A 15,941-nucleotide genomic window follows, 5' to 3' on the forward strand; every position below is an offset into this window, starting at 1 on the left:
TCTTGATTCGCCTCAGAAACGAATCTCGGGTGATTTGCAAAGGTCGTCCAGACCGGAAACAGGCGTTAACCGCTTGCCTCTTCACATTGGCACCAAAACACACGACATTGCGCGCATGGCCACTGCACACACACACGATCATATTCACGCCAACACGCCCTGCAGCCCGCAGGATGTGGAGACGTTCCTGAACGACGCCGAAGCGCTGGTGATGCGGCGCGGGGCGCGGATGACGCGCATCCGCCGTAAAGTCCTGCGACTGCTGCTGGAAAGCGCCGAGCCCGCCAAGGCCTATGACCTCTTGGCGAACCTCGACGGCGAAGGCTCGGCCAAACCGCCGACTGTCTATCGCGCGCTCGATTTTCTGCAGGAAGCCGGCCTTGCCCACAAGATCGAGAGCCTGAATGCCTATGTCCCTTGCGGGCATACGAGCCACAGCCATTCGGCCGTGTTCCTCATCTGCGATACATGTGGAGGTGCCGAGGAGCTGCACGCGGTTGCGACCAGCGATGCGCTAAAAGATGAAACAGCCGCTGCAGGCTTTAAAATGACGCGCGCTGTCGTTGAAGTGCGCGGTATCTGCCGGGACTGTAACGCGTGATCACACTTTGGCGGGGCAGTTGCAATCAATGGGATTGCGACGAGATGGGCCACATGAATGTGCGCCTCTATGTCGAAAAGCAGGTTGAGGGACTGGCCGCCTTCACCCATGCATTGGACATGCCGCTGGCCTTCCAGGAAAGCGCGCCATCCACGCTTGTTCCCGTAGATCAGCATGTCCGCTTCATTCGGGAAGTGCTGCCGGGCCGCCCGATCAGCATGGATGGCTGCATCGTCAGCGTCGGCGAGAGCGATGCTGTCATCTATCAGGAACTGCGTCACAGCGATGGCGCACTGTCGGCCGCCTTCCTGACACGCGTTGCGCATGTCGATACAAAAGCCCGCGAACGCTTCGCGTGGAGCACGCGCGCCCGGGCGGCGCTTGAGGCGCATATTGATACACCACCCGCAGAAGCGGCGCCGCGGTCATTTGATCCCAATGCCCCTGCCTTGGCGACGACCGACATCAACATCGCGACCGCCCGTAACCTTGGTATTCCCATGATCGGCAAAGGCGCCGTGCCGCAGCACCATCTGGATGTGCACGGGTGCATGTCGCCTGCCTGGATCATCGGACGGATTTCCGACAGCGTGCCGAACCTACTTTATGATTGGCGCAAGCGGGTGGCCGACGCCGCTGGCGGCGTTCGCATGGGCGCGGCGGTGCTGGAAAACAGGCTGCGCTACCATCGCTGGCCGAAGGCCGGCGACCTTTACGAGATCCACACCTCGCTCGGCTCAACGGCCGAGAAGACCCATTCGCTGGTGCACTGGGTCATGGACCCCGTAACAGGCCTGCCATGGGCCACCAGCCAGGTCGTGGCGATCACGCTGGACCTCGATGCGCGCAAGGCCATCGCGACGCCCCCAGCTATGCTGGAAGACCTTGAGCGAATCGCCCCGCGCGGGCTCAGCCTCTAGAGATATTCGGCGAGGATTTCCGCGATGCGCGGAATGTCGGCCTGACGAAGGCCGGCAATGTTCATGCGGCCGGATGATGGAAGGTAGAGCCCGTGGCGCTCCCGCATCTCGACGGTTGCTTCCGGCGTGACCGGCACCTGGCTGAACATGCCGTTCTGGGAGGCGAGCGCGGCAAGGCGGTTTGAGCCCGTGCGGGCAACCAGTTCGTCCGAGAGTGCCTTACGCAGGCCGACCATGCGTTCGCGCATCTGTGTGAGTTCAGCTTCCCATTCGGCGCGCAATTCGGGATTACCGAGGATCGTTGCGACAATGGCCGGGCCATGGGCAGGCGGCATGGAATAGCTGGTGCGGGAAATGTCGGCGACATGGGTCATGACCGCCTGGGCGGCACGGGCGGTATAGGCCTGGCCGAGGAAACAGCCTGCCCGCTCGCGATAGAGGCCAAAATTCTTCGAGCAGGAATATGAGACCATCGAGTCTTCGGCAATCTGCAGGAAGAGGCGCGCGCCCTCCATGTCGGCATCAAGGCCGCTGGCAAAGCCGTGATAGGCGATGTCCAGCATCGGGATTACGCCGCGCTCGACAGTCAGCATAGCCAGATCAATCCATTGCTTGACGCTGAGGTCGATGCCCGTCGGGTTGTGGCACGGGCCCTGGATGATGATGCCATCGCCGCGTTTCGTTTGTGACAGGCTGGCCATCAGGCCTTCGAAGTCCACCTTGCCGGTTTCCGGATCGGCATAGTCATACTCGGCGACGGCGAGCCCGGTATTCTTGATCAGTGCAGGATGGTTCGGCCAGGTCGGGCGGCTGACCCAGACGGTCTTCACACCAAGACGCTTCATCAGGCCGACGCCGAGATAGAGCGCCCCGCAGCCGCCGGGCGTGGCCAGCGAGACAAGGCGGCCCTTCTCGATAAGATGCGAACTGTCGCCGAACACGAAACGCTCGATGGCTGCGCAGAAATCCGGATTGCCGCGTGGGCCTTCATAAACTTTGGTCGTCTGCTGCTGCAGGATCATCGCTTCCGCCTTGGCGACGGCGGACATGACGGGCGTATGGCCCGCATCATCCTTGTAGACGCCGACACCGAGATCGAACTTCTCAGCGCGCTTGTCTTCGCGATAAGCGGTCATCAGACCGAGCAAGGCGTCGGGCGCAAGAGCCGTGAGGGATTCGAAGGCGGGGTTCATGATGTGTCCAGTTCAAGCGATATAGTTTCAATTGCAACCAATAGGCAAAGCGGTCCACGCCCGCAACATCACAAGTGCAGGCGCGGAACAAGCAGGCTGTGAAGCAGTAGTCCCTATAGCGCTGTTGCGCATGGACGGGGAATATATGGTCAACAATCTCAACACCACACTCGGCTGGCTGATGCGGGCGGGTTATGCCGCACGCGGGCTAGTCTATCTTGTCGTTGGCGCGCTGGCCCTGTTTGCGGCCATCAACGGCGGCGAAGCCGAAGGCACGACCGGGGCCCTGGCCTATATTTTTTCACGCCCGCTTGGCGCCTTCCTTTTGGCCTTCGTTGCTGCGGGACTCTTTGCCTACACACTATGGCGTCTCGTCGATGGGGTGATGGACCTTGAGAATGAAGGCGACGATGCCGAAGGCTATGCCAACCGGGCCGGGCAGATTATGTCGGGCCTGACGCACGCGGTGCTCGGCGTCTCCGCGCTAACCATTCTCTGGAAAGGCCATGCCAGCGATGACGGCAACTCGGCTGCCAACTGGAGCGCGATGTTGATGCAGCACCCTGCAGGACGTGCGCTGGTCATTGCCGCGGGGATAACGACGCTCGGCGTCGGGATATATCTCTTCATCAAGGCCTGGCAGGCTTCCTATCGCAAGGACATTCGCTGCACGCCGGTTACCGAACGGCTGGCGCCCTTTCTGCGCTACGGACTCGCGGCGCATGGCTTCGTGTTGCTGATTGTTGGCGGGCTGATCCTCTATGCGGGGCTCACGGCTCATGCCGAGCATGCCGTCGGCTTTGGCGAAGCGCTGGAGAAGCTGGAGACGCAACCGTTTGGACGAACCCTGCTGGGCGCGACTGGTGTGGGCCTGATGGGCTTTGCGCTCTATTGTTTCGTCCTGTCGCGCTACCGAATCGTGCCGCGCCTTGCGCCCTCCGACCTGCCGACACTCGGATGAAATAATGACCGTTGCGATTTGCGCCGCAATGGTCATCTATTCTCGGGCAAAGAGACCGAGAGGAAACACCCATGTCTGCTTATGTCATCCTGATCCGCGACCGCCTGCGCGACGAAGAAGCCATGTCGCGTTACGCAGCCGCCGCTGGAGCCGCGCGCGGGGATCACAAGATCACGCCGCTCGCCTTTTATGGCGCGCATGAAGTGCGCGAGGGCGCAGACGCGGATGGCGTGGTGATCCTCGGCTTCCCGGACATGGCCGCAGCCAAGGCCTGGTATGACAGCCCGGAATACACAGCGGCCCGGGAACACAGGTTCCAGGCCGCTGATTACCGCGTGATCTTCGTTGAAGGCGTTCCGGAGAGCTAGTCGACGAGCGTCGCTTCGGTCTTGGACTTCACTTCGTCCATGGTGACGCCCGGCGCCAGTTCGATCACTTTCAAGCCGCCCTCAACGACGTCCATGACGCAAAGGTCGGTGATGATCCTGTCGACCACAGCTTTGCCGGTCAGCGGCAGGGTACATTCCTTCAGCACCTTGGTCTCGCCCTTCTTGTTGGCGTGATCCATCACGACGACGATGCGCTTGACGCCGGCAACGAGGTCCATTGCGCCGCCCATGCCTTTGACCAGCTTGCCAGGGATCATCCAGTTGGCGAGATCGCCATTCTCGGCCACTTCCATGGCGCCGAGGATAGCGAGGTTGATATGGCCGCCGCGGATCATCGCGAAGCTTGTGGCGCTGTCGAAGAAGCTGGAGCGTGGCAGCGTGGTGATCGTCTGCTTACCGGCATTGATGAGGTCCGGGTCTTCCTCGCCTTCATAGGGGAACGGGCCCATGCCGAGCATTCCGTTTTCCGACTGGAGCGTCACGTCGACGCCCTCCGGGATATGGTTTGCCACCATGGTCGGGATGCCGATGCCTAGGTTCACATAGAACCCGTCTTCCAGTTCCTGCGCGGCGCGGGCCGCCATGTCGTCACGTGTCCAGGGCATTTGAAGCTCCTAAAATAGTAGACCAAAAAGGCCTCGAATTATTATCCAGTAGATAGGCCAAATACCCGCCATGAACATTTTAACGGGTATCGCGATTATCCAATTCCAAGCGTTGTATCGATAGCCATCAAAAAAAGTCAGGAACACAAAAGTGCCAATCGCTCCGACGTTATATATCAACATCAGTAGAGCGGTCGGCGTTCCCCCTCGCATCACATGCTACCGCGCTTGCGTGTGGTTCGCTGCTCGATGCGCTTCTCGAAGCTGCACTTGACGATGCGCTGGACGAAGACGCCCGGCAGGTGGATTTCGTCCGGGTCGAGATCGCCCGTGGGGACGATTTCCTCAACCTCGGCAATGGTGACCTTGCCGGCCATGCCCATCGGCGGATTGAAGTTGCGAGCGGTCTTGTTGAAGATCAGGTTGCCCTGCGTGTCAGCCTTCTCGGCCTTGATGATGGAGAGGTCGGAGACGAGGCCTGTTTCGAGGATATAGGTCTCGCCATTGAATTCGCGGTGCTCCTTGCCGTCGGCGATGATCGTGCCGACGCCCGTCTTGGTATAGAAGCCGGGAATGCCTGCGCCACCCGCGCGGCAGCGTTCGGCCAGCGTGCCTTGCGGGTTGAATTCAAGCTCGAGCTCGCCGGAGAGATACTGGCGCTCGAACTCCTTGTTCTCGCCGACATAGGACGAGATCATCTTCTTGATCTGGCGGGTCTCCAGAAGCAGGCCGAGGCCGAAACCATCGACGCCCGCATTATTCGAGATCGCCGTGATATCCTTGACGCCGCTGTCGCGAAGCGCCGCGATCAGGTTTTCAGGAATGCCGCAGAGACCGAAGCCCCCTGCCATGACGGTCATGCCGTCGAATGTGAGGCCTTCGAGGGCCTCTGCTGCCGTCTTGTAAACCTTGCTCGCCATCAGGCTGATGCCACCTTCTGCTCAATTGCGCCGAAAATCGAATGGCCTTCGCCATCCAGCATTTCAATGCGTACCACATCGCCGGGAGACATGAAGGGGGTCTCGGGTGCATTTTTCAACAATTGTTGAATCATGCGGATTTCCGCGATGCAGGAATAGCCGCGACCGCCCTCGCTGACCGGCTTGCCGGGGCCGCCATCCTCGCCCTTGTTGGAGACTGTACCGGACCCGATGACCGTGCCGGCGCTCAGCGGCCGTGTCTTCGCAGCATGGGATACGAGACGCGCGAGGCTGAATGTCGCGTCCTGCCCGGCTTCGGCCCGGCCGAAGGGCTCGCCATTATAGTCGACGCGCAATGGCAGGTGCACGAGGCTGCCTTTCCAGGCATTGCCGAGCTCTTCCGGCGTGACCGCGACGGGGCTGAAGGCGCTCGGCGGTTTGGACTGGAAGAAGCCGAAGCCCTTGGCGAGTTCGCCGGGGATGAGACTGCGCAGGGAGACATCATTGCAGAGGAGGACGAGCTTGATGTGGCCTGCCGCGTCCTTCTCCGACACGCCTGCTGGCACGTCATCAGTGATGACGGCGATCTCGCCTTCCATGTCGCAGCCCCAGCTCTGGTCGCCGAGGGGGATGTCGTCGCGCGGGCCGAGGAAGGCGTCGGAGCCGCCCTGGTACATCAATGGATCATCATAGAAGCTTTCCGGCACTTCGGCGCCACGTGCCGCGCGGACCAGTTCGACATGGTTGATGTATGCCGAGCCATCGGCCCACTGGTAGGCGCGCGGCAGCGGGCTTTCGCAGTCATGCTCGTGGAAGCGGAACGTCGGCACCGAGCCGATCTCGACCTGCTCGGCCAGCTGCTGCAGCTGCGGCGCGTAGACGGCCCAGTTGTCGAGCGCGGCCTGAAGCGTCGGGACGATGCGCGCAGCATCGGTGCATTTGGTGAGGTCTTTCGAGACGACGACGAGGCGACCATCGCGGGCGCCGTTTTTAAGGGTGGCGAGTTTCATTTCGTTTCTCTCTTCTAAGTTTCTAGTTGTAGTAAGCGCGCCAGTCTCCGTTGTATTTTTTTTCGAAGTTCTCTCTGGAGTCAAAGCTCACCCGCAACGGCTCCGCGTCAAAATACCTGCACGCATCATATTCCTTTGACTTTGCCTGAAGTGCTTTGCGCCACGCCTCCTGCGCGTGCTTGCCCGCCTTGCTTGACAAGTCACTATCCGCTTCAAAAAACACGATGGCGACTCCAAAGATTCTTGAAACCAGCCAGGCGCGCGGCCCAGGCATGACAGAACGAATGGCCTGGATATCAGCGTCTGTAATCGCGGCCACAGCCTCTGCCCTGACGGCATTTTCAAGCTCTGAAAATATCACCAGCGTTTTTTCCTGCGACGCGGCATCAAGATGATCCAGCACGCCGAGTTGACGTGCCGTTTTTAGAACCCTGCCTTGCTTGCGCGTGTTGAAACCGAACCCGTCCTTCTTCTGGAAACTGGCGGCATCGCCCCGGCGATCAAAGATGATATTCAGCCGTGGCAGTTCTCCATCATGGATCTCATCATAGTGAACGTTCAACGGAGCGGTAACACCGTAGTGGGATGCAACCCACGCACACAATTGCGCATCTGGCGCTGATAGCGCGGCCTTCCCGAGCTTGATTTGCAAGGTTTCCTTGTAGCCGGGCTCTCTCGCGTAAATCAAACCTCAACTCTCCTCTCGAAACATTGCGGCGCGCCTCAGTGCCTTTCCGTCTCGATCTTTTCGTGAAGCCATGCGGCGTGCTTGGGCGCTTTCTTCGTCCGGCTCCATTCTTCCAGCATCTCCGGCGCAACGCGCTTTAGCTCGGCCATCTGTTCCGGCGTGCCGGTGTTGCAGGCGAGTTCGAGACGGTGACCGTTGGGGTCGAAAAAGTAGATAGAGCGGAAGATGCCGTGATTGGTCGGGCCGATCACATCGAGGCCGTGCGCCTCGGCGCGCGTCTTGGCGTTCAGCAGGTCATCCATCGTGGCGACCTTGAAGGCGATATGCTGGACCCATTGCGGCGTGTTGTGGTCGCGGTCCATGTCGGGCTGCTCGGGCAGCTCGAAGAAGGCGAGCACATTGCCGTTCCCGGCATCCAGGAAGATGTGCATGTAGGGATCATAGGCCCCTGTGGACGGCACATGATCTTCCGCAATGGCGAGCTGGAAATCCATGCCGAGCACATCATGGTAGAACTCGACCGTTTCCTTGGCATCCTTGCAGCGATAGGCGACGTGGTGAACGCCCTGAAGATTAGGAAGATGAGTCATCAGAACCTCTCATTTCACAGCTTGATATTCATTTTGTCGAGCAACCAGCCAATACCAAAGCCCAAGCCCCCACCGATGGGTGTCCCGACTAAAATTCCCAAGATTACGGAAGCAGCGGCAACTCCTCCCAATTGAGAAGGGCTGGCCTCGGGCTTTTCAAGCATATGCTCAAAAATCTGCCATGCGATAAGGCCGCCAAATATGGCTCCGCCCGATGCCAGTTGTTTCGCAAAGGAGTGTCGGTCTTCGCTCAAACTTTCTCACTCACATTCAGCACACCGCGCTCAACCTGATCGCGTTCCATGCTTTCGAACAATGCCTTGAAATTGCCTTCGCCGAAACCGTCCTTGTAGTCACCCTTGCGCTGGATGAACTCGAAGAATACCGGGCCGACCTGGGCCTGCGCGAAGATCTGCAGCAGGAGGCGAGGCTCGCCGCCTTCAGTCGTGCCGTCGAGCAGTATTCCGCGCATCTGAAGCTCGTCGACAGGCTGGCCATGGCCCGGCAGGCGACCGTCGAGCATCTCATAATAGGCGGCTGGCGGGGCGGTCATGAAGGGCACACCGAGTGCCTTCAGGCGGTCCCAACAGGCGACGAGATCGTCGCAGATGAGGGCGATGTGCTGGATGCCTTCGCCGTTGAACTCGCGCAGGAATTCCTCGATCTGGCCCTTGCCGCCTTCGCCTTCTTCATTCAGCGGGATGCGGATCTTGCCGTCCGGCGCCGTGAGGGCCTTGGAGGTCAGGCCGGTATATTCGCCCTTGATATCGAAATAGCGGATTTCGCGGAAGTTGAAGAGCTTCTCGTAGAAGTCCGCCCAGTACTTCATGCGGCCGCCATAGACATTGTGCGTCAGGTGATCGACGAGCTTGAAGCCTGCCCCCTTGGGCTGGCTGTCGACGCCCGGCAGGTATTCAAAGTCGATGTCGTAGATCGACAGTTCGTTCTTGCCGGTGTCATAGCGGTCGATCAGGTAGATGATCGAATTGCCGATACCGCGAATGCCGGGGATGTGCAGCTCCATCGGGCCGGTGCGCATTTCGACCGGCTCGGCGCCCTGCGCCAGAAGATGGTCATAGGCCTTGCGCGCATCGCGGACACGGAAGCCCATGCCGCAGGCCGAGGGGCCATGCTCGCGGCTAAAATACCAGGCCGGGGATTTCGGCTCGTAATTGGTGATCAGGTTGATGCCGCCCTGGCGCCAGAGCTCAACATCCTTGGAGCGGTGACGCGCCACTCTCGTGAAACCGATGGTTTCGAACACTTTCTCGAGGTGGCCCTTTTCAGGGGCGGAGAACTCAATGAACTCGAAGCCATCAAGCCCGGCGGGGTTGTCAAACAGGTCGGCCATGGTTCACTCCTCTAGCGATGCAATAATATAGTTTCATATGTAACTAATTTGCACAGCCGTGGCAAGTGTGAAAGTGGAATGGATTGATGCCTGACGCCCCCTCGAAACCCTCCCTACGGCTGAGCCAGTTCCTGCCTTACCGGCTGTCGGTACTATCCAACACCGTGTCGCGAAACATAGCGGACCTCTATGACCGTGAGTTCGGCATTTCGATCTGGCAATGGCGGGTGATGGCCGTACTGGGCGAGAATTCGGGCATTACGGCCACCGAGATCGGCCAGGTTACGGCCATGGACAAGGTGGCCGTCAGCCGCGCCGTCTCCGGCCTGCTCGACAGCGGCCATATTGCGCGCAGGGCCTCGAAAGAGGATGCGCGCCGGGCGATCCTGACACTCACGGCCAAGGGTAAGGAAGTCTATGACCAGATTGTCCCGATTGCGCTGGGCGCCGAGCGTGATCTTGTGGAAAGCCTGAGCCCGGACGAGCAAGCCCAGCTGGCAGCATTGATGGAGAAGCTCGCCCGCGCGGCCGAGCCGGATCGCCCACTCTGGTAGGCGCTAGCTGAGCGGCCAGAACAACGGGATGACGAACATCGAGACCACGAACATGAGTATGTTCAGCGGGAGCCCCACCTTGACGAAATCCATGAACTTGTAGCCGCCTGCCGTGTAGACCAGCGTATTGGTCTGATAGCCGATGGGCGTCGCGAAACTGGCACTGGCGGCAAACATTACGGCCACCACAAATGGGCGCGGGTCGATGCCGAGATGCGTACCGAAGCCGATAGCGATAGGCGTGAGCAGCACAGCGGCGGCATTATTGCTGATGAATTCGGTCAGCGCGGTCGTCACCAGGTAGATCATGGCGAGCAAAGTCAGTGGACCAAGGCTGCCCATCGGTCCTGCGACAAGATCAATCACGAGCTGGACGGCGCCGGTCTTCTCCATCGCCTGCCCCAAAGCGAGCATGCCAAATATCAGCATGAGAATGTCCCAGCGGATGGCCTGATAGGCTTCCTGATGGTCGAGACAGCCGAGTGCGACGACAGCGGTCGCCCCGATGATTGCAAGCGCCGCAATCGGCAGGACTTCAAAAGCGGCCAGTCCCATGACCAGGAGCAGCGCAATGACCGCTATGCCCGCCTTGTCCCGGCGTACGGACCGGTCGCTGGTGGCCGTCAGGTTATTGAGAGCCCCATCCTCGAACATCTGGCGCATGCCCGCCGCTGGCCCCTCGACCAGGACCGTATCGCCAACATCAAGGCGCATCTCGCCAAGCTGGTCCGCCATGTTCTCGCCGCGCCGGTGCACGGCCATGATGTAGACGCCATAAAGCCGGGCAAGGCCAAGGCCGAGCAGGCGCCGGCCAATGAGGCGCGACTGCGGGCCGATCACGCCCTCGGCGATGATCACTTCGCTCGCCTGCACTGGCTCGAACGCCGTGCCTTCCTGGGCATCCGCCCCGATGGCCACATGGCCGAGTTCCTTGAGGCTGAGCATTTCGGACACAGGCGAGCGCAGGACGATCCGGTCGCCGCCGCGCAGGATCAGCTTGCCGAGTGAGGCCTTCAGCGACACGCCCTCACGCAGCACGTCGATGATCGAAAAGCCGCGCTGGGGCGAGAAACCCGTCTCGGAAAGGGGCCGTCCGATCAGCACGGAGTCGATGGGGATCAGGATCTGCGCAATGAAACGACGCTCTTTCTGGTCGGGCAGCATGCCAGCCAGCGTGTCGCGCTTGGGCAGCAACCACCAGCCAACCAGGACAAAATAGGTCATGCCCGCAAGGGCCAGCAATGATCCGGCAGCCGTGATCTCGAACATGCCGAATGGTTTGAGCCCGCCAGACTGTGCCACGCCGTCAACCAGCAGGTTGGTGGACGTGCCGATCAGAGTGGTGGTGCCGCCGAATATGGAGGCAAAGGAGAGCGGGATCAGCAGCTTGGACGGCGATATCTTCAGCGACTTGGCAAGCCGGATCGCAACGGGAATCAATACGACGACAACAGGCGTGTTGTTGATGAAGGCCGACAGGAAGATCACCGCCACCATCATAACGAGAATGGCAAGAATGGGCGACCAGCCATGCGTTGCCAGCGTCACCCATCGCCCGGCCTGATCAATCACGCCAGTGCGATCGAGCGCGGCCGACATTACGAACATGGCGGCGATGGTCAGCGGCGCGGCATTCGAGAAGACACCCAGCGTTTCCTTGACGCTCATGATGCCGGTCAGCATCAGCGCTCCCATGGCCAAAAGCGCAATCACGTCTGCAGGAAGCGATTCCCGTACGAAACCGAAAAATACGACAGTCACGAGGAACAGGACGATCGCGATCTGTACGGGGGACGAGGCCAAAAACTCGACCATGCGGATGAACTCCAGAATTCTGGAGCGATTAGACCTGAAGCCACGATCTGCGCAACGGCTCTTGCGTGTTCACTGCGCAAACGACGATACAGATTTTCTAATCGATGAGCCTAGCTGACCCGTCGGCGACGAGCGTAGAGCGAGCGCGCCACAGGACCATCTTCCTCGACTGTGAAGCCTTCCACGAGTCGCGCGATGAACGCCGATAGCTGGTCACGCACCTCATAGGGCGCTTCCATTGGCAGGAAGTGCGATGTGCCGCGCACCTGTTTCATCATCAGGTTGGGGTGCATCTGGATGAGCTGGGCGCGCACCTTTCCGCTGATGACGGAATCGGAATTCGGCCGCAGGATCGTGATCGGGATCTTCTTCTTGCGCACCTTGCGCATGGCGCCCCAGGGACGATTACGCTGTGCGGCAAAGGTCGCCGCTTCCCATTTCGGTTCGCACAGCAGGCGCCATTCCTGTTCTGCGTTGGCAGCTTCGGCATGATCAACGCGGTCAACACCATCCAGCAGGTAATCGGCCAGGAAGGGCTCGCGCCAGCTGCTGAAGGCGCCCCGGCCCGTATAGGAATCCAGCGCATCGCGGAACGATTTGAACACGGGTTTGCGCTTGCGCGCCCGCTTGGCCATGCCGTTGCGCGCAATCAGCATCGAGATCGGCGGGAAGACGTGGTTCCAGAAATAGACTTTGCGCGAGAGGATGACCGGATCGACCAGAACGAGGCCTTTGACAAGGTCAGGCCGCTTGCCTGCCACCATCAGTGCGACGCACCCGCCCATGGAATGACCGCCGAGGACAACGCCGTGTGGCGCCTCTTTTTCCAGCCACTCGATGACGTCGTCGCGAAAACGGCTCCAGGATCTCAGGCTACGCGGTTTGGCGGGCAGCGTGCTACGGCCATGACCACGCATATCGAGCGCCGCAATGCGGGCCCGCAGGCCAAGCGGCGCAAGTAGGGACTGGTAAGTCATGGCATTGAAGCCGGTCGCGTGAAGCCACACAGCCGCATAGGGCTTTATCGGGTCCCCGAACTCGATGCCGGCCAGTTCGCCGCCAGATTTCAACTCACTCTTAATTCTGCGCATCAGGCGCGGTTCCCGAATACGCGGCGCAGAATTTCGCTGGTACGAGCCAAAGGATTTTCCCGGATTTTCTTTTCCTCTTCCGCCACATAAAGGAAGATTCCGTCAAGACCGAGACCCACCGCATGCTGCGTCAGATCGTTCTGCAAACTGCCCGTGACACCGCCAAAGCCATACTGGCCTGCAACCTGCTCCATTGAGGTAAAGGCGCCGGACTGGGCGAGCGTCTGTTTAACGTAGGGCGTGAAGGACTGGCGCAACTGTGATTCCGTACGGGAACGGAGATAATCCGTCGCAGCCGTGTCGCCGCCATTGAGAATCTGCAGGGCATCATTGATCGTTATGGATTTCACGGCGCCGAGGATAAGTGTCTTGGCCTCTGGCACGGCGGCCTCGGCAGCGCGGTTCATGCGCAACTCAAGATCATCAAGCGGTCCGCTGGCCCCAACGCGGGCCAGATTGATCTGGATGTCGCGATAGGTCTTGGGCAGTGGGATGCGCACGCGCGGGTCGCCGAAATAACCGTTCGTCTTGCCGAGCTGCGAGGCCACGAGATTCGTGCCGACCGTTAGCGCTTCGCGCAGGCCCGCATCGATTTCTGCTTGCGTGAGGGCGCCCTGACCGGCCTGCGAGCCCATGATGTCGCCGAGAATCGCGCCGTAATCACCCGTCGCACCGGTCGTCGCGCAGCCTGTTGGCAACAGCACCATCGCCAGCGCACTGAATGTCGCTAATCTCATCGCCCTCTCCTCAACTTGCCGCCCTGACCCCAAGCCGCGACCCTACAGGACCGCCCAAGTGAATAGAAGAGACAAGAACACCGCTGCGGCATCAAAGCGGGAGGTTACACTCTTGTCATCAGAAATGCATTGACCACGAATGTAGTCCTCGCCTAAGACTACGGGTGTAGTCCATCTCGGGGAGAGAGCAGGAATGAAAATATCGGCCGCAGAACTCGAAGTCCTGAGCGTGCTGTGGGAGCAACCCGGCATCGCGGCAAGCGATGTGCATGAGGCGCTCGCAAATGACAAGGACTGGACAAGCCGAACGGTCAAGACGCTGCTTTCGCGTCTCGTTGAAAAGGGCGCAGCCAGCACACAGGAAGACGGGCGCCGATATCTCTATTTCCCTGCGATTGACGAAGAATCCTACAAGGCCAAGGCAGCTGGCCAGTTCATCGACCGGGTATTCTCCGGACGCGCTGCACCACTCGTTGCCTATCTGGCAGACAGCCGCGGCCTGACATCCCAGGATATCGAAGACCTGGAAAAACTTTTGGGGGACCTCAAGAAATGATCACCGAATTTCTCACGCCTGATCCGAAATCCTTCCTGGAAATGGTTCTGGCCGTTTCCCTGCTGATCATTCTGGTTCTTTTTACCCGCAAGGCCATCGCCCGCGAATTCGGCCCGGGCCTCGCCTATGCGCTCTGGCTGCTGCCGCTGGCGCGCCTTGTCATGCCGCCGTTACCGACGGGCATGTCATGGGTCAGCCTTCTCGGTCTTGCGCCCGCGCTGCCGCTGACCGATGCAGCAACAGTCACAACATCAACGGCCACCCAAGTATTCGCTTCAACTGGGGCGCAAAGCGGGACGATGGCCCCCATTTCCAATACGCTGGAACTCACGCCGGCTGCTCCTGTCACGGCGGATGCCAGTTTCCTGCCCGGCATGGGTATGGCCGTCTCGATTATAACCGTCTTACTGGCGATTTGGTTGATCGGAGCGCTGGTTTCACTTGTTCGGAACAGCGCCGCACAGCACGACTTCATGAAAATTGTCGCTCGCGAAAAGGTTCCAGCTTCACCACAACTGCAAGCGCTGGCCGATGATGTTGCCCGTCAGGTTGGCCTCAAGCGGACGCCGCAGATTGCCACCAGCCTGATCTCGAATGGACCGCTCGTGACCGGACTCTTCCGCCCGATCGTATTGCTGCCCGCATGGTTCGAGACTGATTATGACCGGGTCCAGCAACGCGCCGCGCTTGCACACGAATTGACCCATGTGAAACGGGGCGATCTGTGGGCACTCCAAGTCGCCGAACTTTTTGTTGCATGCCTCTGGTTCAACCCATTGGCCTACATGGCCCGCAAGGCCTTCCGCACTGATCAGGAAGCCGCGTGTGACAGCGATGTCTTGCGCTGCGGCGCGGCCAGCCCGCATGCCTACGGCTCGACCCTGCTGAAGGCTGTACGGATCTCCGTGCCGGAACGCCTGCCCATGGCAGCCAGCCTGCCGCTGACGCATTCCCTGAAAGAGCGTATGCGCCGCTTGGCCTATCCGGCCCCGACGAAGCGCCGCCGGTTGGCCGGCATGGGGCTCACCGCCCTGCTCGGTTCAGTCGCGCTTATTTCCACGGCGTCCGTGACGGCGACCGCCGGGGAAATGAAGGCAGAGCTGACGCGCAGTCTGAAGATCGACAACTCCACGCTGTTCATAAATGGCAAGAAGGTTGAAAACCGCCAGTTCGTCCTGTTGGGGGATCCGATCAAGACACCTGATCCGGCTATTGAGGCGGAGATTGCTGAACTCAACCATCGCATCAGCCTGGAAACCAGCAAGTTCGTTGTGCCAGAGGCCATGCCGCCTCTGCCGCCGATGCCTGTCATTCCACCTCAACCGCCTGTTCCGCCTGTCGCAGATGTGTCCGAACTGGACGGTGGCGCCGGCAACCATGCGTACTCTTCTCATGATGCCGAGAAGCTGGCGGCGGAAAATGAAGCCGCCTGGGATGCCTGGGAAGCAGAGTACGAAAGCAGCATGGCGCAATGGGAAGCGGAGGTCGATCACATCGTCTCCAAATGGGAAGACACCTACGGCGATGATTTTGAAAAAACCAATCTCATGATCGAAACCCGTATCGACGGCCTGACTGACAGACTCGAAGCCAAGATCGAGGCGGCCTATGGCGACGGTCAGGCTGGGCGCGACGAACTGGTGACCAGCGCACTTGAGACGCTGGCGCTCTCCTGCCGCGACGCGAATCTTGCCCCCGGCGAAACCCGCATCCTTGGCGCTACCGGCCCTGATGGCGACGACTTTCATGTCGCCTGTGTCGAAGGTGACGCAACCCGCCTGGAAGCTGCCGAAACGGTGGCCGCTATCACCAAGAGCGACCTGCTCTGCGACGATGAGAAAGCTTCGTTCAAAAAGCGGAAGACCAGCCACCGCACGATCGAGATCAACAAATAGGCGTGGTAACCTCAACCTTTGCCAACGCTTTTCGGCCCCGGTGTTTCTCCGACACCGGGGCCCTT

At 60.1% G+C, this 15,941-nt stretch carries 18 protein-coding genes; 7 read left to right on the forward strand and 11 right to left on the reverse strand.

Translation table 11 applies throughout. The annotated features are described in order from the left end of the window. The first annotated feature begins 115 nt into the window (after positions 1–115). Both HOC_RS04545 and HOC_RS04550 read left to right on the forward strand, forming a co-directional pair. Positions 116–601 (forward strand): transcriptional repressor, encoded by a 486-nt coding sequence (locus HOC_RS04545; RefSeq protein ID WP_035536267.1) that lies wholly within the window; start codon positions 116–118, stop codon positions 599–601. After that, positions 598–1,521, forward strand: a complete 924-nt coding sequence (locus tag HOC_RS04550; RefSeq protein ID WP_035536132.1) for a thioesterase family protein — start codon at positions 598–600, stop codon at positions 1,519–1,521. Before HOC_RS04545 ends, HOC_RS04550 begins: the two co-directional genes overlap by 4 nt. Here HOC_RS04550 and HOC_RS04555 read toward each other — a convergent pair. After that, positions 1,518–2,714, reverse strand: coding sequence for an amino acid aminotransferase (locus HOC_RS04555; protein WP_035536133.1), 1,197 nt, complete (start codon positions 2,712–2,714; stop codon positions 1,518–1,520). The genes HOC_RS04550 and HOC_RS04555 overlap by 4 nt on opposite strands. A 130-nt stretch (positions 2,715–2,844) precedes the next feature. On the opposite strand from HOC_RS04555, the gene HOC_RS04560 reads away from it, so the two are divergent. Continuing rightward, positions 2,845–3,675: a DUF1206 domain-containing protein gene (locus HOC_RS04560; protein WP_084146131.1), complete on the forward strand. Its 831-nt coding sequence runs from the start codon at positions 2,845–2,847 to the stop codon at positions 3,673–3,675. A 71-nt stretch (positions 3,676–3,746) separates the two neighbouring features. Further along, positions 3,747–4,043 (forward strand): DUF1330 domain-containing protein, encoded by a 297-nt coding sequence (locus HOC_RS04565; protein WP_035536135.1) that lies wholly within the window; start codon positions 3,747–3,749, stop codon positions 4,041–4,043. On the opposite strand, the gene HOC_RS04570 is transcribed toward HOC_RS04565, so the two are convergent. The 7 genes from HOC_RS04570 to hppD all read right to left on the reverse strand — a co-directional run bounded on the left by HOC_RS04570 (position 4,040) and on the right by hppD (position 9,228). Beyond that, positions 4,040–4,669, reverse strand: a complete 630-nt coding sequence (locus HOC_RS04570) for a CoA transferase subunit B (protein WP_035536139.1) — start codon at positions 4,667–4,669, stop codon at positions 4,040–4,042. The genes HOC_RS04565 and HOC_RS04570 overlap by 4 nt on opposite strands. A 212-nt stretch (positions 4,670–4,881) precedes the next feature. Continuing rightward, a complete protein-coding gene (locus HOC_RS04575; protein ID WP_035536140.1) occupies positions 4,882–5,589 on the reverse strand; it encodes a CoA transferase subunit A in 708 nt (235 codons plus the stop codon). Then, positions 5,589–6,599, reverse strand: a complete 1,011-nt coding sequence (locus HOC_RS04580; RefSeq protein ID WP_035536141.1) for a fumarylacetoacetate hydrolase family protein — start codon at positions 6,597–6,599, stop codon at positions 5,589–5,591. Before HOC_RS04580 ends, HOC_RS04575 begins: the two co-directional genes overlap by 1 nt. Positions 6,600–6,621: 22 nt before the next feature. Then, on the reverse strand, positions 6,622–7,287 hold the full coding sequence (locus tag HOC_RS04585) for a hypothetical protein (RefSeq protein ID WP_035536142.1): 666 nt from the start codon (positions 7,285–7,287) through the stop codon (positions 6,622–6,624). 35 nt (positions 7,288–7,322) lie between these two features. Next, the gene (locus tag HOC_RS04590) at positions 7,323–7,877 is read right to left on the reverse strand and encodes a VOC family protein (protein WP_035536143.1); all 555 of its coding nucleotides are present in this window, start codon (positions 7,875–7,877) and stop codon (positions 7,323–7,325) included. Positions 7,878–7,891: 14 nt separating this feature from the next. Then, positions 7,892–8,131: a hypothetical protein gene (locus tag HOC_RS04595; RefSeq protein WP_035536145.1), complete on the reverse strand. Its 240-nt coding sequence runs from the start codon at positions 8,129–8,131 to the stop codon at positions 7,892–7,894. Then, positions 8,128–9,228: a 4-hydroxyphenylpyruvate dioxygenase gene (hppD, locus tag HOC_RS04600; protein WP_035536146.1), complete on the reverse strand. Its 1,101-nt coding sequence runs from the start codon at positions 9,226–9,228 to the stop codon at positions 8,128–8,130. Before hppD ends, HOC_RS04595 begins: the two co-directional genes overlap by 4 nt. Before the next feature lie 86 nt (positions 9,229–9,314). On the opposite strand from hppD, the gene HOC_RS04605 reads away from it, so the two are divergent. Further along, on the forward strand, positions 9,315–9,782 hold the full coding sequence (locus HOC_RS04605) for a MarR family winged helix-turn-helix transcriptional regulator (protein WP_035536148.1): 468 nt from the start codon (positions 9,315–9,317) through the stop codon (positions 9,780–9,782). 3 nt (positions 9,783–9,785) lie between these two features. Here the strand turns inward: HOC_RS04605 and HOC_RS04610 are convergent, their stop codons facing one another. From HOC_RS04610 to HOC_RS04620, 3 genes are all read right to left on the reverse strand, one after another. Next, entirely contained in the window at positions 9,786–11,597 is a 1,812-nt protein-coding gene (locus tag HOC_RS04610) for an SLC13 family permease (protein WP_035536158.1), read from the reverse strand. Positions 11,598–11,707: 110 nt separating this feature from the next. Beyond that, positions 11,708–12,688 (reverse strand): alpha/beta fold hydrolase, encoded by a 981-nt coding sequence (locus HOC_RS04615; protein ID WP_035536161.1) that lies wholly within the window; start codon positions 12,686–12,688, stop codon positions 11,708–11,710. After that, a complete protein-coding gene (locus HOC_RS04620) occupies positions 12,688–13,425 on the reverse strand; it encodes a DUF4197 domain-containing protein (protein ID WP_084146132.1) in 738 nt (245 codons plus the stop codon). The genes HOC_RS04615 and HOC_RS04620 overlap by 1 nt, the downstream gene beginning before the upstream one ends. Before the next feature lie 193 nt (positions 13,426–13,618). Between HOC_RS04620 and HOC_RS04625 the strand changes: the two genes are divergently transcribed. Together HOC_RS04625 and HOC_RS04630 are read left to right on the forward strand one after the other, a co-directional pair. Then, positions 13,619–13,981 (forward strand): BlaI/MecI/CopY family transcriptional regulator, encoded by a 363-nt coding sequence (locus HOC_RS04625; RefSeq protein ID WP_035536165.1) that lies wholly within the window; start codon positions 13,619–13,621, stop codon positions 13,979–13,981. Further along, positions 13,978–15,876: a M56 family metallopeptidase gene (locus tag HOC_RS04630; RefSeq protein WP_035536166.1), complete on the forward strand. Its 1,899-nt coding sequence runs from the start codon at positions 13,978–13,980 to the stop codon at positions 15,874–15,876. Before HOC_RS04625 ends, HOC_RS04630 begins: the two co-directional genes overlap by 4 nt. Positions 15,877–15,941: the final 65 nt, after the last annotated feature.

It is taken from the genome of Hyphomonas oceanitis SCH89 (assembly GCF_000685295.1).
GTDB lineage: Bacteria > Pseudomonadota > Alphaproteobacteria > Caulobacterales > Hyphomonadaceae > Hyphomonas > Hyphomonas oceanitis.